Origin of the sequence: Dasania marina DSM 21967 (assembly GCF_000373485.1) — a bacterium.
Classification (GTDB): Bacteria; Pseudomonadota; Gammaproteobacteria; order Pseudomonadales; family Dasaniaceae; genus Dasania; species Dasania marina.
This window is the reverse complement of sequence record NZ_KB891575.1, coordinates 454,450-473,730: the sequence shown is the minus strand read 5'-3', so window position 1 is coordinate 473,730 and position 19,281 is coordinate 454,450. Positions and strand designations below refer to the sequence as shown.

Here is a 19,281-nt window from a genome sequence, read left to right as displayed (position 1 = left end):
TTGGCTTAGTACTGGTTGGCGCTGAGTTTTATATCTTTGGCGCTAGGAGCGGCTGCGACAACCAGTGCTTTATTGAGATTAATAATGTCCTGTGGGCTTAAGGTGCCGGCCTGTTGCTTGAGCTTGAGCATGTTAATGACATAGTCGTAGCGTGAATTGGCGTAATCGCGTATCGCTGCGTATAAGCTGCGTCGAGACTGCAAAACATCAACAATATTACGGGTGCCCACTTCATAGCCTGCTTCCGTTGCCTCTAAGGCGCTACGGGTAGAGGTAATACTTCTGGCGCGCGCCTTCACTCTTTGTACATCGGTCATCACATTTAAGTGCAATGAGCGGGTAGATTGAATGGTGGTGCGGCGGGTATCAATTTCGTTTTGCAGGGTTGCGTTGTAGCGCTCATAGGCTTCGCGGCGCTGTGAACTTACGCCACCGCCGGAATATAGAGGGATGGTCAGAGTCACGCCCCAAGTGCTGCCTTCAGTATCGTTGTAAAAAAAGTCATCGATGTTGTGAGTGCGGCTGTAGCTGTCGCCATCTCGGCTATTATCGTTGTAACTATAGCTGGCGGTAACCTTGGGCATATGTTCCATTTTTTTGGATTTGGCACTGAGGTGGGAGGCTTCGGTGGCTGCATGGGCGGCAGCCAGCAGATGATTATTTTTTAGGGCAAATTCCACCCAACTATCACGCTCAACAGGCACGGGGGCTGCTATGGCATAGTCTTCTCTTAGTTCCCACAGGTTATGGTGTGCCGTGCCAGTTAATACGCTTAGGGCTTCGTAGCTTGTGCCCAGCTCACCTTCAAAACTAAGCCTTTGCACCATGGTGTTGTCGTATACCGCACGGGCTTCGTGTACATCTGTAATGGCGATAAGGCCGACATCGTAGCGTTGCTGAGTTTGTTCTAGCTGGCGCTTGGTAGCTTGCTCCTCGGCTTTGGCGGCCTCTAAGTTGTCTCTGGCGCGCAGCACATTAAAATAGGCTTCTACGGTGCGTACCATCAGGGCCTGTTGGTCAGCGGCTAGTTGTGCTTCGGCCTGTTTGGTAATGGCCTTGCCACCTTTAAAATCAAACCAAGTGGGTAAATCAAATACTTTTTGCTGCAGGCTAATACTATAGTTTTCTTCTTCGCTATCGGTTTGGGTATCTGTGGCCGAGTAAAAGGCATTGGGCACACCGGGAGTTAAATTAGCACCTCGGCTTAATACATCGTTATCGGATTTTGTATAGCTGGCGGTGCCGACTATCTGGGGCAGTAATTGTGAAAAGGCCTGTTCTTCTGTTTCTATATTGGCACGGTAGTTGGCCTCGGCGGCTTTCAGCTTGGCATCATTGCTCAGTGCCAACTCATAGATATCTTGCAAGGTGTCGGCATAGCTGGCTGTTATGCAACTAAGGGCCATAACGATGGAGGTAAGCGGCCGCGTATAAGCTTTCATAAACTGTCCTGTTTAGCATGAAAATTGTATCGTGAAGATGGAGTTAGTTGCAGGGCTGGCTAGTATAGAAGGATGTACAGTGATTATAAGAATTGCCTAGCCAGAGCTGCTAAACTCTCGGTAGAGAGCATATTCCTAGAAAGTGGTATAGATGTAAACATGCTAAAAAAACAAACAACCGATTTAGCGGGGCAAATGGCCGAATGTGAAGCCAATTATGCGAGGGTGATGAAGCTTATGCCTGACATGGCTAGTGTCAGCTTGCGTGAGTTTTGGGTGCAGCTGCCCGCCCAGCAGCGCGCGCACTTTCGGCTTGAGGTATTGGAGCGTTGCGCCTACACCACGATTATGGAGTTTAGCCAGCTGGAGTCGAGCTTTGCCGGCCAGCTAGATTGGGCGCCGGCGCCGCACTTTACCTTGCGGGTATACCATGATGCGCGCATGGCGGAGGTGTCGGCTTTTCACGGCAACCACCGTTTGCGCTCTAACTATGATTACCCCAATAAATCCATGTTTCAACGCGATGAAAAAGCACAGTTAAACAAATTATTGGGGCAGTGGTTAAAACATTGTGTAAATTTTGGCCATGTCGATCAGCCACTGAGCTGTCTTTAGGGTAAAAAAACAGCGCTTTAGTAAAATAGTTACTAGACGCACTTCCCGCTCAGGGGATAGAGTAAAGTTTATGCGCCATAATCTAGACAGTTAATGGCAGATATATTCACATAGCGCGCGGCATAGGTGTATCAGTGCATAGTTGCCGACGTTACCAGCTAAGGGTTTGACGAGTTTGGCAGCAACAGTAGATACGCCGGTAGCATTGAGGGTGTTACAACTAACCGATAGTCATTTGGGCGAGCAGCCGGGTGAGCGCTTACTCAACCTCGACACCGATCACAGCCTCAGTGCTGTGTTAGACCTTATCGAGCAAGAGCAAGACGGTTGCGACTTACTCCTAGCCACCGGCGATATAGCCAACCACGCCAGCGTAGCGGCCTACCAGCGCTTTCAGCGCCTAACTCAGCATGTCGCCCCCGAAACCCTGTGGCTGCCCGGTAACCATGACGACCCCACTTTAATAGAGCAAGCCTTGGGCCAGCCTTTGGTGAAGTCGGCCACGCTGGCGGGCTGGTTAATTATCATGCTGGACTCTACCGCCAGAGGCCTGGTAGGCGGCAGTTTTAGCGAGCAGGAGCTGCACTACTTACAGCAGCAATTGGATAATGCCGGTGATAGCCATGTGTTGCTATGCCTGCATCACCACCCGGTAAATATAGGATGCGCTTGGCTGGATGAACAGAAGGTGAGCAATGCCGATGATTTTTTTACCATCGTCGACAGTTGCCCGCAGGTGCGTGGCATTGTATGGGGTCACGTCCATCAGCAATTAGATAGCCAGCGTAAGGGCGTGCAGTTGATGTCCACTCCTTCTACCTGTGTGCAATTTGCCCCCGCCAGTGAGCGTTTTAAACTGGATAGGTTAAACCCCGGTTACCGCTGGTTGGATTTGCATGCCGATGGCAGTATTGCCAGCGGCGTCTCGCGGGTCACGGCGGTAGACTTTGATATACACTACGATAACGCCGACGGTTACTAGCTTTTCCAGCAGTGTTTTCCACAACTTTCCCTCAACTTTATGGGCGCAAACCTTCCCCAAAGCGGTGGCAACGGGTATGCTCGTGCTTCCCATAGAATAGTGTCGATTAAAATTTAAACAGGCTCGAAGTATGCGCCCCTTGTTACTCTATATACACGGTTTTAGTAGTTCAGGTCAGTCAGAAAAAGCACTTGCTGTCGGCGATTATATTAAACAATATTGCCCAGAGATTGATTATCTAGCCCCTAGTTTTCCTAATTACCCCGCTGCTGCCTTTGATGCGATTAAAGCCGTCATTGAGTCGGAAATAGCCAAGGGCCGTGACAAAATAGGCATGATAGGCAGCTCGCTAGGGGGCTTTATGGCCACCATGGTAGGGGAGCTGTATCAGCTAAAAGCGGTATTGGTGAACCCCGCGGTGAAGCCCTCAAAATTGATGCCGGTGTTATTGGGCGAGAACACGAATTTTCACACCGGTGAAAAATTTCTGCTGACCCAAGCGCATTTGCAAGAGTTGGTGGAGATAGAGTGCAGCGCCATGCAGCATCCCCAAAACTACTGGCTAATGCTGCAAACCGGTGATGAAACGTTAAATTACCGCTGGGCTAAAAAATACTATGGCAAAAGCCCGCAACACATAGAAGAGGGTGGCAACCACCGCTTCGAAAACTTTGAACAACATTTACCCGCAGTGCTGCAGTTTTTAGAATTAAGCGACGGCTAGTCAGTGCCCACGGTTTAGCGACGACAGATAAAATATGAGTGAATACAACGCAAAATCCATAGAGGTCTTAACCGGCTTAGACCCGGTGCGCAAGCGCCCGGGCATGTACACCGATACCACCCGTCCCAACCATCTAGCCCAAGAAATCATAGACAACAGTGTCGATGAAGCGCTGGCGGGGCACGCGACTAAAATAGATGTGATCGTACACAAAGATGGCTCGCTGACGTGTACCGACGACGGTAGAGGCATGCCAGTGGATATGCATCCCGAGCAAGGCCTGCCTGGGGTAGAGGTGATACTGTGTACCTTACACGCAGGTGGCAAATTCAGTAACGATAACTACCAATTTTCCGGCGGTTTGCACGGGGTGGGGGTGTCGGTAGTTAACGCCCTCTCGACAAGCTTAGATGTCACCATACGCCGTGATGGCCAAGTGCACCATATCGCTTTTGCCAACGGCGAAAAAAGCAGCGACTTAAAAGTGATAGATAGCTGCGGCAAACGCAATACCGGCACCAGCATACGGTTTATGCCCAATGGCAGTTATTTTGATTCCGCCAAGTTTTCACTGCTGCGTTTAAAACATGTGCTTAGAGCTAAGGCAGTGTTATGTCCGGGTTTGCAGGTAAGTTTTGTCGATGAAGCCAGCGGCGAAAAAGAACAGTGGTTTTACGAAGATGGTTTAAAAGATTATTTACTATCCCATACCCAGGGTTGGGAAACACTACCGGCAGATCCTTTTATAGGCAGCTTTAGTGGCTCTAGCGAAGGGGTGGATTGGGCGGTGCAATGGTTGCCTGAAGGTGGCGAACTGATCACCGAGTCCTATGTTAACTTGATCCCCACGGCGCAAGGCGGTACGCACGTTAATGGTTTGCGTTCCGGTTTATTAGACGCGTTGCGCGAGTTTTGTGAATTTCGACATTTATTGCCACGCGGTATTAAGTTGGCGCCGGATGATGTGTGGGATAAGTGTAGCTACATACTGTCATCGAAGTTATCTGACCCACAGTTTTCAGGCCAAACCAAAGAACGTTTAAGTTCGCGCGAAGCGGCGGCCTTTGTTTCGGGCGTGGCCAAAGATGCCTTTAGCCTATGGTTAAATCATCATACTGAAGAAGCCGAAAAAATTGCCGACATGTGTATTAATAATGCACAGACACGCATGAAAAAATCGAAAAAAGTGGCGCGTAAAAAAGTCACCAGCGGCCCGGCACTGCCTGGAAAATTGGCCGACTGCTCTAGCGGTGAGCCTGAGCGCGGTGAATTGTTTTTGGTAGAGGGTGACTCGGCGGGAGGCTCTGCCAAGCAAGCGCGCGACCGACAGTTTCAGGCGATACTGCCACTGCGGGGTAAAATCTTAAATACTTGGGAAGTGGATTCACAAGAGATACTGGCCTCAGAAGAGGTACATAATATCGCCGTGGCCATAGGTGTGGACCCTGACTCCAACGATCTTAGCGGCCTGCGCTATCACAAAATCTGCATATTGGCGGATGCGGACTCCGACGGTTTGCATATCGCTACCTTAATTTGCGCGCTGTTTTTACGCCACTTCCGTCCCCTAGTGACGGCGGGCCATATCTATGTCGCCATGCCGCCGCTGTATCGTATAGACGTAGGTAAAGAAGTTTTTTACGCCCTAGATGAGTCTGAAAAGAAAGGGGTGTTGGATCGCATAGAGGCCGAGAAAAAACGCGGTAAGGTAGGGGTGCAACGCTTTAAAGGTTTGGGTGAAATGAACCCGCTGCAATTGCGCGAAACAGTTATGGATGCCGACACTCGCCGCCTAGTGCGTTTAACTTTAGAGGCCGATGACGAGACCAATCAAATGATGGATATGCTGTTGGCGAAAAAGCGCAGTGGCGATAGAAAGATTTGGCTGGAAAGTAAAGGCGATATGGCTGAGATATAAATTCCTAAGCCCTTAGTAAAAACCCCGTTGTTTTGCGCTATGCTAAAGGCATATCGACAACGGGGTTTTTTTATGGATTATCACTGCCTAGATTGCAGCTACCAAGGTAAAAAGTTTATTAGCGGTGCCTGTCCGGCCTGTGGCTCTAATAATATCCGGCGTGCTCAGCAAGATACCTCAACGCCGGTCGCTAAGCCCAAGCCCTACCGCTTAATCGCCGCCGTGGCTTTGTGGCTGTTGTTCTTAGTCGAGCTTTATAAAAAAATCAGCGCTTAAATGGGTGCTATTAATAGCCGACAGTATAATTAGAGCAATAAAAAGGCAGCCTAAGCTGCCTTGATAGCTATGACGATAGTCTTACTTCATCAATTCTTGATCTAGTTCTTGTTGCGCCTTGTAGGCCATAAACTGTTCTTTTAATACCGATTCATGATCGGGTGATAAATTAACCTCGGCTGATTTGACCAGGCTTTTAAACAGCTGGTTAGTCGCCTCTGGCGTTAAAGCGACTAGCGCGCACATCATTTTTTTATCATCGTCTAGCACACGCTCAAATTTAATCGCCCGTGAGCCCGATAGGCTTTGTTGGGTGACTTGTTTAGAAACGCTCTCAAAGGTACCTCCGGTAGATGACCCTGCGTTGGTGGTGGTGACGCGGTCATAGGTTTTATCCATGGCTTTAACTTTGGTTTCTATTTGAAAAGCCAGATTAGCACGGCCATTGGCGGTGGCTTGTTTTTGCGCCACCGACACATTGCTGCCGGGGATGGGCACGCAGCTGGCAGCGGCTATGCCGTTCTCTACCGTGGGATTGTAAAACCAGGCGGGGTAGGGGTCGGCTTTTGCCAGCTCTTCCTTGGTGGGGCTGCCGCCACAGGCGGTTAGTAAAACACTAGCCGCAAGGCCAAGAGTAGCTAAGTTTAGGGTTTTCATATCGGTTCCTTTCGTTTTATATCTGCTGTGCTGCCTGCTTACCGTGAGTGGGTAGCCCTAAATTGGCAGGGTATTGTCTCGCTAAAATGTATGTCTTTTGGCTGCACAAGTAAAGTCCGAGGGCGATTAATCCCTCTCAAGAAGATTCACCATAGAGTTGCTGGCGGCTGACCACGCGCTGTAAATAGTGGCGGGTTTCTTCATAGGGTAAGTGTTCCACTAAGCGCTGATACACTTGCTGCGGGCTGAGCTGGTTAATGATAGGCAGGGCGCGTTGTAGGCTGCGTTGATTGACAAAGGCCCTAGCAACATTGCCCGCGCCGGTATTATAAGCGGCTATGACGCAGTACAGTCTGCTCAATGGATTTTCTACGGCTTTTAAATAGGAATAATACAGAATATGGATATAGGTCGCGCCTGCCTGCACATTGTTACTGGCATTGTAGAGGTAGTCTGGCGATAAGATTTGATCTTTGCCGTATAGACGCAGGGCCACGTCGCGGCCAGCAGATTCTGGCACGATTTGCATTAAACCATAGGCAGGCACATGGGAGCGCGCCAGCGGGTTAAAGGCGCTTTCGGTATGCATGATGGCAAAAACCAATGTCGGGTCCAACTGGTAACGGCTGGCATTGTTGGCGACTAAGTTTTGATATTTTTTGGCGCGCTCGCGCACACTGCTGGGGGGTAGCTTAATAGTAATAACGGTAGGCGTTTTATATTGTGCGTTGCCGCTGGAGCTGGGTTGTTGTATTACCGCGTGTTGCGCCAGTTCGGCGGCCTGCATGCTAAAGCTGTTGCGGCTGTAGTCGGCCAGCTCCGATAAAATAGTGCTGCGGCTAATGGCGTCGCTGCTGTCGCTTACGCTGCCGGCTAGTTTGAGTACGGGGTCGTTTTTTCTGGCGCTATTAGGGGTTTGCGCCAGTAGGTAGCTGAGGTTAGCTTTTATGAGCTGGTCTAGTTGCTCGTTACTTAGGTTGTTGTCTAGCACGCTAATGCGTATTTCATTATTGGCAAAGTCTACTACGCGCTTGGTTTGTAAATCATCGGAGTATTCTACCCAGTTTTTTTTATCGCTGATCTCAGCGTTTTGCCATTGTGCCAGTATGTTCTGTTTATAATCATGCAGGGCTTTGAAGTAGGCTTGCTTATAATTGGCGTATTGTTGTTGCTGCTGGCTTTGCCATTGTTCAAATTCGCTAACCGCAGCGGGATTTTTATGCGCTGTTGCCGGTTTGTGGTTAGCGCCGCTGCTTTGCTCTAATTCTAGCTCTGCAAAGGCGTCCTTTAGGTTGTTAGCCTGTGATAGCGGCGCCAGTAGCATAGTGGCTAGCATTAATAGACATAGGGGCGATGGCAATAGAGGCTGGGCCGTGTGCATGCTGGCATCCTTAGCGGGTAGGCGAGGGTTTACTATAACAAAAAACACTTGCTGTGCTAGCTTAAGCGGCGGCTGGCATATTGCTATTTAAGGCATATACTGTTTTTAAAGCTGCGGCGTTTGGGTAGCTTTACATGCAACTTTACAGAGACAGCATCCACAGACTGTGTTTATTTTTGATGCAGAAATGATTTGATGTAAAACTGTTTTGGAGAGTATGTGTTGCAGGACTCTATATTGGCAGGCTTGTTAGCTTTAGTAATTGGTTTATGTTTATTGGCCAGTTATGCGGCTTAAACCACTGAGCTGAACTACAGCGCTTAAGCTACAGGACTAACAAGCCGCTTAATGCGCCACCCCTATACAACGCCGCGAATGTTGCGTTGCTTGGCCCCGTCACCGTTAAAAATGATAGCTGTAAGCGCTAGAAACTAAGGCTTAGGGCGTAGCGGCTAATCCTTATGATACAAAGCTTTATAACACAAAGCCTCATAATAAAACGCCTCTTAAGATAACCCCCCCAAAGTGTGAAAGCATGGCATGGTTTTTCATAAGCTGTATTGAGTGACGCTTAAGCGCCGGCATTTTATGCTGCTTTTTACGATTAAATACAGTACAAAACTATTGAGGCTAAGGTCGATAGTGTCGGGTAAATCAATAAAAAGATTAATGGCAACGGCCAGCCATACGCATACAATAGACGCTTGCGCTAGTAAGCTTATAGGAGTAATCAGCGCTGTTGGGTGGGTGGAAAAGTCCAGCCCACACATAGCAAGTGATATTATAATGGCACCGGCGTAGGCTAAAAGCCCTTGGGCTTGGGTGGTTTACCACACTATCGTAATTGAAAATGCCGGCAGATAATGCCCTGTCAGTACGTTAGTGAAATTTTACCAAAAATAAAGGTGCTGCCGAGTGGTAGTACTGAGTCAGTGGTGTTTAAAAAGCACAGAGGTTATATGTATACAGGTATAGTGCAGGGCGCATTTACAGTGACCCAGCTACAGCGTTTACCGGGTTTATTAACGGTGACGGTACAGCTTAACGCCAGCTTATTAGAGGATTTATTGATAGGGGCTAGCGTATCGATTGATGGTGTATGTTTAAGCGTAACGGGCATGGTGGGCGAGGACGTTAGCTTTGATATTATGCAGCAGACTTTAGATGTCACTACCCTAGCCGATTTACGCGTAGGCTATAGTGTTAATATAGAGCGTTCCGCCAAGCAAGGGGTAGAGGTGGGCGGCCATATACTGTCTGGCCATATAGATAGCAGCGCGCAGTTAGTCGCTATAGCTGAGCCGGAAAATAATCGCTTTGTGACTTATCAGTTGCCAGCGCAGCTGATGAAATATGTCTTTGAAAAAGGCTTTATTGCCATTAATGGCTGTAGCCTTACCGTAGCCAAAATAGACAGAGCGAAACAGCAATTTACGGTGTGTTATATACCAGAAACCCTGCGAGTCACCACCCATGGCAGCAAGCACATAGGCGATAGCGTCAATATAGAGATAGATAGGCAAACCCAAACTATCGTCGATACTGTGGAACGTGTGCTTAGCTCCCAGCCCGAGTTGTTTTCGGGCTTGTTGAACAATTCCTAATGAACAATGCCTAGTTGAACAAAGCCTAATGTTAGAAGTGAGTTATATGATTACCCTGTCTGCCAACGACAAAGAATTGAAAGTTTTTTTACATAAGCTAGGTGATGCTGTGCTGGATTATCAGCGCTTACAGGGCTTTTTATTTGCCATAGCTTGCTCACCGGAGCCGGTTAAACCCTCGGAATGGTTTGAGCTTATTTGGTTAGATGATGAGCCGCAATTTGATAACAAGGCCGAGGCTAAGCGCTTTTTGGCCCTGTTAGTGGACGATATGCAAGTCTTGGAGCGGAGCCTAGAGCAGGGCCAGTTACTGCCCTTCTTTTGCCCCAGCAGCCTAGAGCAGCAGCGCCAATTAGGACTGTGGTGTGAAGGCTTTTTGTTTGCCCACCAATACTTGGATGAACTGTGGGAGCTGGCGCTAATGGATATAGACGACGAGGCTATAGATGATGCCGTGACTGCCGCGCTTAATTTAGCCAGTGCGTTTACCGATGTGTTGGTCAGCGATCAACTGCAATTTGAAGAGGGTTTTGGCGCGGATAATAGCGCTACCGAGCCCGCCGCACAGCAGCAACTACAAGAAGCCTACCAATGGTTTGATGAGGTGCTGGCGGTGTATGCTGACGTGCGAGGGCAGTGGCGGAACTCAAGCACCCAGCACGATGCCGACCAATTATTTTTAGCGTTGGAGCCCGTGGCTAGGGATCAGCTCTGCCCCTGTGGCAGCGGTGAGATTTTTGCCAAGTGCTGCTTGCATTAAAGCGGCGGTGTTTGCTAAACAATTGATTATAAAGGCTTAAACTTATTTTTAGGTATAGTGTTAACTACGTTAATGGGCTGGTGATTAGCCGGGTAAATAGTGGTTAATTCGTCGCTAGTAGGCTTTACTTTAGAGATGAATATTCGCTTTAAGGTATTTGTCTATGAGCCCGTCTAGCAGTGAGCACAAGGTTCTGGCCGCCAAGATCAGCAAGATTGTTGAAGCCTATTTGCCTACCCAATTTGAACGCAATGTCGTGCATCAACAGCTGCAAGATCGTATCGCGGCGGTGTTAGCTGACAGCCCCTTAATTAAGCAGCCATCGCTAGAGCCAGCACAACATCAAGAGTGCCGCGCCGAGTCCCGTACAGTGACTATCCTGCGGGCCGATATACGCGGTTTTGCCGCCTTGGCTGAAACCTATTCCGCCAATATGTTGATGAACCTGCTTAATCGCTTTTATGCGCTAATGTCTGAGCTAGTACAGCGCTATGGTGGCTATATAGAGCATGTAGTGGGTGATGCTATGCGGGTGTTGTTTGGCATGGACCACGTTGAGGCAGATGGTGTGGAGCCCGCGTTAGCGTGTGCGATTGCAATGCAGCACGCCATGAATGATTACAACCGGCAAAACAAAGAGTTAGGGTTTCCCGAGTTATTTATGGGTATAGGTATCAATACCGGTACCGTATTAGCGGGCAATGTAGCGGCTGACCAACCGCAGCAGTACACAGTGATGGGTGATGCTGTTAATTTGGTGTCGCGTATAGAAGCACAAAGCTTACGCGGCCAAATACTGATGAGTGAGGCTACCTTTAAACTGGCGCAGACCTATACCCTAGTAGGGCAATCGAATAGCGTGCAAGTGAAGGGGCAGCGTAAGCCCGTGCTATTATATGAGCTATTAGGCACTACTCAGCCGCGTACCATGACTGTGCCTAGGCGTGAAATTCGTAAAAGCCCTCGCGTGGCGGTTAATATGCCCTGTTATTTTCAGGTGGTGCAAGGCAAACAAATAAAAAGCCAGCACTGTAAGGCCGAGGTTATCGATATAGGCTATCACGGTTTTTTGATTTTAAGCCCGGTGCCTTTGGAGCATTTTTCAGAAATCAAGCTAGAGGTGGCGCTAAACTTACTGGCGGCCGATACCAGCGCGCTGTATGCCAGAGTGCTGCACTGCGAATCTACCAGCCAGGGTTTTCGTTGCAGCTTAGAATTTACCACTATGGATTTGGCCGGCCAGCAGTGTATTAAACGTTTTGTCGATAATATGATTAGTGGCTAAACCTTTCTTTTTAGGGGATAAGTTTTGTTGATGGTGATACCCGATGACCGATAATAACGACAATTATTTAAGCGCAGAGTTGCTAGCTTTGCGCACCCAGCACCAGCAATTAGATGAGCAAATTACTCAGCTACACGCCAGCGTCTCCGCCGATCAGTTAAAGCTACAACGCTTAAAACGAGAAAAGCTACGCATCAAAGACCTGATAGCGCGGGTGCGCTGCCGCTTAATTCCCGACTTAGATGCATAAGTAGATGCATAACAGGGCGTACAAGTCTTGTTCAATGTTTTGCTTGCTAGGCCGATACAGCGCTGTACGATTACACTTTTCGCAATTAACAGCGCTGACACGCTTTAGAAGATTCTAATGCCGATGGCTGCGCGCTGTGGAATACACCATGGTTTTGTTCGAGTCCGACATACTAGAGCCCACATTAACCCAAGAGTTGGTTGATGATATTGCTATTCATTACCAACGTAGTGAGTCCGCCCTAGTACAACTCGATAGCCAGCCTCATAATCTTGAGTTAATACAGCAGCTATGCCGCGCCGTACACACCATAAAAGGTGATTTGGGTGTGGTGGGTTTTACCCCGTTAATGCCCTTGCTGGCAGCGCTGGATGATTTACTGCTGCTGTTAAAGCAACAGCGCATGGCCTATAGCCCTTTGCTGGGTGATTTAATGCTGTTATTACTCGATGATGCCAAAACCTTCGTGGAAGATTTTCAGCGTGATGGTTCGGTAGCCTATGACGCGATTTTTATACAACGCATCACCGATAATCTGGCCCAGTTACAATCCTCAAACAGCGCAGATAACGAAGCCTTAATTGCCCGCACCATACGCCTGTTAGACCCGGCGGTAGCAGAAATCAGTCACAGCGATACGCTGGATAGTTATCAAGAGGATTTTTTGCAGCTCTATGCCTTTAGCCAGCAGGAGGAATTGAGTTTTTATAAGGGGTTAATGTGTTCGGTAGAGGCGCGTTCAAAGTTTTGGTCCGGGCGCAGCGATAGAATTTTAAAAATGGCGTTGAGTTTAAACCAGCTAGCCGGCCAACCGGTGGATGAAATGAGTTTGGCGGTGGCGGTTTACGCCCATGATTTTGGCATGGCCTGTGTGCCTATAGAACTGTGGCATAAAGAAAATCGTTTAGAAGATGACGAGATCGCCTTGATGCGCTCCCACGTGCAAAGCAGTATGCAGTTATTAACCCACATACCGCGTTGGCAGGCGGCCAAAGAGATAGTGGCCCAGCATCACGAAGCGGTAGATGGCACCGGCTACCCTAATGGTTTACGTGAGGATAAAATTTGCGATGGTGCAAAAATCATTGCTATCGCCGACACCTTTGACGCGCTTACCCATCAACGCGCCTATAGCCATCAACAAAAGCGGCCAATTATCCGTGCCGTTAAAACCATTAATGAGTGTGCCGGTAAACAGTTAAGCGGCTATTGGGTAGGTATTTTTAATCAGGCGGTAGCGGCTATTTTGTCGGCTCATCGCCAGCAGTTGGGTGGTTCAGCAAAGTAGCAATATAGTTAGGTAGTAACTGGCTGGCGGGGCCGTACTGTTGTTCGTCAAAATAACTGCCCGCCTGCGAAGGCTCTAAGTTTAACTCTACGGTGTGGGCGCCGTGTTGCTTGGCCACTTGAAAAAAACCGGCGGCTGGATAGACATTCCCCGAAGTACCTATAGAAATAAAACAATCGCAGCGGCTAAGCGCCTGCTCTATCTCATCCATATATAAAGGCATTTCCCCAAACCACACCACATGTGGCCTAAGATTTCCCGCCACTTGGCAGCAGGGGCAGGGCAGTTGCGGGTGGCTGGATTCTAGCCAATCAAACACTTGTTGGCTGTGTTGGCAGCGCAGCTTAAGCAACTCGCCGTGCATGTGGCGCAGCTGTTTGCTGCCTGCCTGCTCGTGTAGGTTGTCTATATTTTGGGTGATTAATAAAAATTCACCTCCCTGCTGTTGCAAGGCCTGCTCTAATTCGACCAAAGCCAAGTGCCCGGCATTGGGCTGTATATTGTTGAGTAAGTGCTGGCGACGTTCATTGTAAAAACGGTGTACTAACTCGGGGTTGCGTTCAAAGGCTTCGGGGGTGGCGACATCTTCTACGCGGTGATCTTCCCACAGGCCATCGGCGGCCCTAAAGGTGCGTATGCCCGACTCCGCAGAGATACCGGCACCGGTTAGCACCACAATATTGTGATAACGCAGCATGGGCTTAACCGGGCGGCCAGGTCATTTGTCGTCCGGCCAACATATGCAGATGTATGTGGTATACAGTTTGGCCGCCCTGTTCATTGCAGTTCATCACCAAACGGTAACCGTCTTGCTCATAGCCTTGTTGCGCGGCCACCGTTTTGGCGGTGTAAATCATATGGCCCAGCAAGTCTTTATCGTCCTCGCCCATATCATTAATGGTGCTGATATGTTTTTTTGGTATGGTGAGCATATGCAGTGGCGCTTGAGCCTGTATGTCTTTAAAAACGGTAACGCGCTCATCTTCATAGATGATGTCAGCGGGTATCTCTTTATTGTTAATGGCGCAAAATAAACAGTCCATCTTAACCTCTTGTGTGTATGACTAGCGCAAGCTTATAACATTGCTGCAGGATTTTCCTCTCTAGCAATTGCTGGCTATAGTAAAACGATGAATGATGCATTGTATTTATGTTTAGACCAAGGCGGCAGCTCCAGCCGGGCTATGGTGTTTGATCGTCAGGGCCAGTGTGTGGCGCAAAGTCAGTTAGCGGTTACTGAGCAGCGGCAGGGCAGCCGTGTAGAGCAAGATGCGGCGCAGCTAGTGGCTAGCCTGCGTAGCTGTGCCCATGCGGTGGTGGCGCAATTAAGCGCGTCGCAACGCGCGGCATTAACCGCCTGTGGTTTAGTCACCCAGCGTTCCAGTTTAATAGCTTTTAATCCCGTTAACGGTGAGCTGCTTAGCCCGGTATTGAGTTGGCAGGATACCCGTGCCGCCGAGCATGTGCCCAGCAGTGCGGATGATGTACAGCACATTTATGAGCGCACCGGCTTAATGGCCAATGGCCATTTCTCTGCCAGCAAAATGTGCTGGCTGTTGCAACATAATGCCGCGGTAAAAACCGCCGCCCAACAAAAGCAGTTGCTGTTGGCACCGCTGGCCTGTTATTTAGCTTATGGCTTATTGGCGAATAAACCGCTAGTGGTGGACAGAGGCAATGCCAGCCGTACCTTATTATTGGATGTGGCGACGGGGCAGTGGTGCCCACAGATGTTGGCGTTATGGGGGTTAAGTCTTGATTATTTACCTAGCCTAGTAGTCAGTGATGCAACTATAGGCCAGTTAGAATTGGGTGATCTTAGCCTGCCGATGAAATTACTCACCGGCGATCAATGCGCGGCGGCTTTTGCCCAGGGCGAGTTACAGCCGCAGCAACTGAGTATCAATATGGGCACGGGTGCGTTTTTATTAAACCCAGTTGCTAACACCGCTTGTCGCAATGGTCTGCTTAATAGCATCGTGCATTGGTCTAGTCAGGCATATTATTGTTTGGAAGGTACCGTTAACGGTGCTGGGGTGGCACTGCAGTCGGTGGCCCAGCAAACCGATGTGAAAGATGTTGCCCTGCCCCTGGATGCCTGTTTGCACTTAGCCGATAACCAGCCTGAAAATATGTCGCTGTTTATTAATACGATTAGTGGGCTGGGTTCCCCTGATTGGCGCAGTGATATAGCCGCAGAGTTTATCCATGATGAGCTGGCCAATAAGACTCTGTGTTTGGCCGCGGTTGCCGAAAGCATCGTGTTTTTATTGCAGCGCAATATAGAATGCATCAGCAGTGAAAATAAGCACTTATCGTTTATTACGGTTAGTGGTGGCCTATCCCGCAGTGATGCCCTGTGCCAGCGACTTAGTGATGTCAGCGGCCTTAGGGTTGAACGCAGTACTATGGTGGAGGCCAGTGCCAGAGGCGCGGCTTTTTTGTTGGCGGGCAAGCCTGCCCAGTGGCCGCATACGATAGAACGGGTATTTACGCCGCAGGATAATCGCGTGTTATTGCAGCGCTATCAGCAATGGCGCACGGCTTTGCTGCAGCGTTTACAGCATTAAGTACTGGCGACATGTGCTGCATGGGCAGCGATTAATTCACCACAGCAAAAACTTTCTATGCGTAGCGCCCCTCGTGCCAGTAGTGCCATGGCTTTTTCGTAATCGGCTATCTCATACACCACTGCGGGATAGGGTATGGCGTGCAGGTTTTGCGCAGGGTCTAAATCATCATCGTCACAAAACACGTAGGGTGGTTGCAGTTGTTTAATATCCTTGTCATACCACTGCTGGGTATTGAGTAGCACCGGTATTAAGGGATAGCCTAATTGCTGGCGCTGGGCGAGTTGCAAAACGGCTATATCAAAACTGATTAACGCGCTTTGCTGCTGTATGGGTTTTAAGGCTAGGTCTATCGCCTGTAATACCGTGCTGCGGCCAAAGTGGTAAAGGCTTTTACGTTTTATTTCTACATACAAGGTTGCGCTGGGGTATTGGGCTATTAAGGTTGCGCAATCGGCCAAGGTCATTAGCTTGGTAGGGTAATGCTGCGGGCCAAGGCGCCCAGGTTCGTGAAAGCTAAAGGCTTGTAGTTGTTCTAGGGTGGTTAAGCGCACATCGTTGTCTTGCCCGCACAACCGTATTAAATGGTGGTCGTGGCATACCACGGGCACCAGATCGGCGCTGAGATGGACATCGATTTCTATATGTTGCAGGCCTAGCTCTAAGGCCGCTTTAATACCGGCATAGCTATTCTCAGGGTAGCGCTGGGGCCAGCCGCGATGGGCCACTAAACGGTGACTAAATTCTGTGCTGGAAAGAGCTGTTATCATAAGCGTTTTATTAATCTGCAATTGCTACACTAGCTAATGGTTAAATCAGTAAACGTTAAACTTATAAGGTGGTCAAGGGTGAAAAAAGCTAGCCCCAATTTTGCGTGTTATTTACCTCGCTGGCTATGCTTGTGGCTAGGGGTAAATCTGTTACTGGCTTGTACACCGATACAGCAACCACCGCAGCAACAATTGACGGATAATAGTGAGCAAAATACCACTGTGGCTGAAGCTGCGCCACAGTCATCGGTACCCGCTCAGCACACTGTGGCGATGTTAAACAGTTGGCAAGCGGGCGCGATTAAACAAGCGATAGAGCATTTTGTGCAGCAATCGATACAGCTAGGCGGCAAACATTATTTACCCGTAGCTGAGAGGGTGGCGGTGTTTGATTTGGATGGCAGCTTATGGGTTGAGCGGCCGCAAAAAGCGATGATGGCTTTTATCCATAAAGAATTGATCAAACAGTTACAGCGCCAGCCCTCGTTAAAGTCTAAACAGCCTTGGAAGTCGGTAGCCAGAGGGGATGAAGGCTATTTGCAAAGACTTAATTATTCCACTTTATATCTAATGTTATTAAAGGCTCATGAAGGTCAAGCACAAACCGCCTATGATTATTATGTGCAGCATTTTTTTAAGCAGGCCAAGCATCCCGAGTATAAAAAAAATTATTTAGCCTTGGCGTATCAGCCTATGCAGGCGTTAATACGCTACTTGCAAGCGCATCAGTACCAAGTGTATTTGGTGGATAGTAGTGATACCCAGTTTATGCGCGCTTTATCGCAGACCTTGTTTAATATACCGGTAGAAAACGTTATAGGCTCCAGCGCTATGTTAATGTGGCGAGCTAGCAGCAGTGAGTTGATACGTGGTAATGAATTTGTTGCGCCTATTAATAATGATGAGGGCAAGCCGGTCAACATAGAACGCCATATAGGGCGGCGGCCGGTAATAGCCGTAGGCAACGATGATAATGATATTGCCATGCTTAACTACGTAGCTAGTGGCAAAAGCAAGTCTTTGCTAATGCTAGTTAAGCATGATGATGCCGTTCGGGAATACCGTTATAACAAAGGTGCCGAACAGATACAGGCCTTGGCGTTAGAAAAAAAGTGGTTAGTTATTAGTATCAAAAATGACTTTAAGCAGGTTTTTTAGCGGCTGCAGCCGTTTATGATGACGAGCTTATAGCTCGTCATCATCACCCACAACGATGTTTCTACCAGCCTCTTTAGCATGTGATAGTAATTCACTGGCGTAATTAATTTGTTGCTCTAGGCTGTCGTGCACATAGTTAGTCACACCTACACTAATGGTGATGTCTATGTCTTGGTCCTCGTGTTCTATGGGGATGCTGGTGTCGCTAACTATACTTCTTAGCCTATCCATTAAGGTCATGGCTTGTTCATTCTTTAGGTTGGGGAAGATAGCGCAGAACTGCTCGCCACCCATACGTGCTACTAGGAAGTGCAACAGGTTATGGCGTATTTCATCGGCTAAAAACCGTAGTACTTGATCGCCAATTTTATGACCATAGTTATCATTTATTTTTTTAAACTTATCGATATCGAAAATAGCAACGGCTATGGGGGATCCATTTTTAACCGCTAGTTGGTATTGCGCTTCTCCTTTGCTGTAAAAATAACGACGATTGTGCAGATTAGTTAAATAGTCACGATTGGCTGCGTCTTGTATGCTTTCTAGTAATTCTAGGTTTTCAATATTGTGCATGATGCGGCAATGAAACTCTTCGTGAAAAAAGGGTTTTTGCAAAAAGTCATTGGCACCATTTTTAATGAATTTGGCGGATAGCGAACTCTCACCTTCACCGGACAGCCCAATAATAATTAGATCGGATTTATCAACGTTTTGACGCAGGGCCTTAACTAGGGCGAAGCCGTCCATCTCTGGCATATGATAATCGGTGATCAGCATCTTAATGTCGGTGTTGTCTTTGAGTACATCCAGTGCTTCTAGGCCGTTAGTGGCTTCTAATACTTGGTATAAATGCCTTTGCAATAATAGCCGTATAAAGGCGCGGGTAGGCCTAGAATCCTCAACGACTAACACTTTAATATGTTGGTTTTTATCTAGCCTGCGCACCAGTTTAAATACATAGTTGTAAGAGTAGCGGCTCTCTTTAATGACGTAGTCAACGATGCCTTTGTCTAGTAGGGCGCTACGGGTTTCTTCTTTGTAGTTGGCGCTTAATACTATAACGGGGATTTTTTTGGCAAGAAAGTGATCGACGCTTTCGCCATCGGGAGCATCAGGCAAATTGAGGTCGACGACGGCGGCAAAAATTTCGTCTTTATGGGCTTGGTATACTTCTTCACTCTCCGCGAGGCTGCCGGCAAAAAATGCTTCGATATCGGGCTGTTGATTGACCAGATGGCGTAATATTTTGGTGACCGTGGTGCTGTCTTCAACAATTAAAATCTTTTTCATTTTTTTTTATAATACCTAGGTAAACAATAGCTATATGCGTTTTGTGGGAGCTGCTTTATTCATACAGTCAAGCATATGCTGAGGGTTTTTACTAATGCCGCTAATGTGAGTTTATGTGTTTTATAGTATGAGCGGTAAAGAGAATTGAACCATTATAAATGGATATATGCACGCACAAAAAACCGCAAGGGCAGTAAAAATAGTATGGTCAGTGAAATATGCTCAAGCTAGATTCAAGATGTAGGTTGAGCCTGTTAGTGGGGTTAATGGCTAGATTTAGGCTATAGCCTGTGCCGGCCCTGAGGCTGCTA

General features: G+C 48.2%; 19 protein-coding genes. 12 read left to right on the top strand and 7 right to left on the bottom strand.

What is annotated here, in order from left to right:
* Positions 1–5: 5 nt before the first annotated feature.
* Positions 6–1,442 (bottom strand): TolC family outer membrane protein, encoded by a 1,437-nt coding sequence (locus tag B067_RS0102130; protein ID WP_019528402.1) that lies wholly within the window; start codon positions 1,440–1,442, stop codon positions 6–8.
* Positions 1,443–1,601: 159 nt separating this feature from the next.
* Here B067_RS0102130 and B067_RS0102125 point away from each other — a divergent pair, with 159 nt between their 5' ends.
* From B067_RS0102125 to B067_RS0102105, 5 genes are all read left to right on the top strand, one after another.
* Positions 1,602–2,057 carry a DUF1249 domain-containing protein gene (locus B067_RS0102125; protein WP_035801354.1) on the top strand — a complete coding sequence of 152 codons (456 nt, stop codon included), beginning with the start codon at positions 1,602–1,604 and terminating at the stop codon, positions 2,055–2,057.
* A gap of 175 nt (positions 2,058–2,232) precedes the next feature.
* On the top strand, positions 2,233–3,039 hold the full coding sequence (gene cpdA / locus B067_RS0102120) for a 3',5'-cyclic-AMP phosphodiesterase (RefSeq protein ID WP_026244349.1): 807 nt from the start codon (positions 2,233–2,235) through the stop codon (positions 3,037–3,039).
* 130 nt (positions 3,040–3,169) lie between these two features.
* A complete protein-coding gene (locus B067_RS0102115; RefSeq protein WP_019528399.1) occupies positions 3,170–3,763 on the top strand; it encodes a YqiA/YcfP family alpha/beta fold hydrolase in 594 nt (197 codons plus the stop codon).
* A gap of 34 nt (positions 3,764–3,797) precedes the next feature.
* A complete protein-coding gene (gene parE, locus B067_RS0102110) occupies positions 3,798–5,681 on the top strand; it encodes a DNA topoisomerase IV subunit B (RefSeq protein ID WP_019528398.1) in 1,884 nt (627 codons plus the stop codon).
* 72 nt (positions 5,682–5,753) lie between these two features.
* Positions 5,754–5,957: a hypothetical protein gene (locus B067_RS0102105; protein ID WP_019528397.1), complete on the top strand. Its 204-nt coding sequence runs from the start codon at positions 5,754–5,756 to the stop codon at positions 5,955–5,957.
* An 81-nt stretch (positions 5,958–6,038) separates the two neighbouring features.
* Here B067_RS0102105 and B067_RS0102100 read toward each other — a convergent pair whose 3' ends face one another.
* Complete coding sequence (locus B067_RS0102100; protein ID WP_019528396.1) at positions 6,039–6,614, bottom strand: LPP20 family lipoprotein; 576 nt, start codon at positions 6,612–6,614, stop codon at positions 6,039–6,041.
* 136 nt (positions 6,615–6,750) lie between these two features.
* The gene (locus tag B067_RS19445) at positions 6,751–7,995 is read right to left on the bottom strand and encodes a transglycosylase SLT domain-containing protein (RefSeq protein ID WP_156820725.1); all 1,245 of its coding nucleotides are present in this window, start codon (positions 7,993–7,995) and stop codon (positions 6,751–6,753) included.
* Between the two features lie 959 nt (positions 7,996–8,954).
* Between B067_RS19445 and B067_RS19440 the strand changes: the two genes are divergently transcribed.
* The 5 genes from B067_RS19440 (at position 8,955) to B067_RS19435 (ending at position 13,182) form a co-directional block, all read left to right on the top strand.
* Entirely contained in the window at positions 8,955–9,599 is a 645-nt protein-coding gene (locus B067_RS19440; protein WP_035801348.1) for a riboflavin synthase, read from the top strand.
* 46 nt (positions 9,600–9,645) lie between these two features.
* Complete coding sequence (locus B067_RS0102080; RefSeq protein WP_169335534.1) at positions 9,646–10,359, top strand: UPF0149 family protein; 714 nt, start codon at positions 9,646–9,648, stop codon at positions 10,357–10,359.
* Between the two features lie 163 nt (positions 10,360–10,522).
* Positions 10,523–11,644 carry an adenylate/guanylate cyclase domain-containing protein gene (locus B067_RS0102075; RefSeq protein ID WP_019528391.1) on the top strand — a complete coding sequence of 374 codons (1,122 nt, stop codon included), beginning with the start codon at positions 10,523–10,525 and terminating at the stop codon, positions 11,642–11,644.
* Between the two features lie 43 nt (positions 11,645–11,687).
* Entirely contained in the window at positions 11,688–11,894 is a 207-nt protein-coding gene (locus B067_RS0102070; protein ID WP_019528390.1) for a YdcH family protein, read from the top strand.
* A 148-nt stretch (positions 11,895–12,042) separates the two neighbouring features.
* Positions 12,043–13,182, top strand: coding sequence for an HD-GYP domain-containing protein (locus B067_RS19435; RefSeq protein WP_019528389.1), 1,140 nt, complete (start codon positions 12,043–12,045; stop codon positions 13,180–13,182).
* On the opposite strand, the gene cobB is transcribed toward B067_RS19435, so the two are convergent.
* Both cobB and B067_RS0102055 read right to left on the bottom strand, forming a co-directional pair.
* Entirely contained in the window at positions 13,136–13,879 is a 744-nt protein-coding gene (gene cobB, locus B067_RS0102060; RefSeq protein ID WP_019528388.1) for a Sir2 family NAD+-dependent deacetylase, read from the bottom strand. The two genes, B067_RS19435 and cobB, sit on opposite strands and share 47 nt — an antisense overlap.
* Positions 13,880–13,883: 4 nt before the next feature.
* Positions 13,884–14,225, bottom strand: a complete 342-nt coding sequence (locus B067_RS0102055; RefSeq protein WP_019528387.1) for a histidine triad nucleotide-binding protein — start codon at positions 14,223–14,225, stop codon at positions 13,884–13,886.
* Positions 14,226–14,312: 87 nt separating this feature from the next.
* Between B067_RS0102055 and B067_RS0102050 the strand changes: the two genes are divergently transcribed.
* Positions 14,313–15,752, top strand: a complete 1,440-nt coding sequence (locus B067_RS0102050; RefSeq protein WP_019528386.1) for an FGGY family carbohydrate kinase — start codon at positions 14,313–14,315, stop codon at positions 15,750–15,752.
* On the opposite strand, the gene B067_RS0102045 is transcribed toward B067_RS0102050, so the two are convergent.
* A complete protein-coding gene (locus B067_RS0102045; RefSeq protein WP_019528385.1) occupies positions 15,749–16,522 on the bottom strand; it encodes a glycerophosphodiester phosphodiesterase family protein in 774 nt (257 codons plus the stop codon). The two genes, B067_RS0102050 and B067_RS0102045, sit on opposite strands and share 4 nt — an antisense overlap.
* A gap of 78 nt (positions 16,523–16,600) precedes the next feature.
* Here B067_RS0102045 and B067_RS0102040 point away from each other — a divergent pair, with 78 nt between their 5' ends.
* A complete protein-coding gene (locus B067_RS0102040; RefSeq protein WP_019528384.1) occupies positions 16,601–17,680 on the top strand; it encodes an HAD family hydrolase in 1,080 nt (359 codons plus the stop codon).
* A gap of 27 nt (positions 17,681–17,707) precedes the next feature.
* On the opposite strand, the gene B067_RS0102035 is transcribed toward B067_RS0102040, so the two are convergent.
* A complete protein-coding gene (locus B067_RS0102035) occupies positions 17,708–18,970 on the bottom strand; it encodes a diguanylate cyclase domain-containing protein (protein ID WP_019528383.1) in 1,263 nt (420 codons plus the stop codon).
* Between the last annotated feature and the right edge of the window lie 311 nt (positions 18,971–19,281).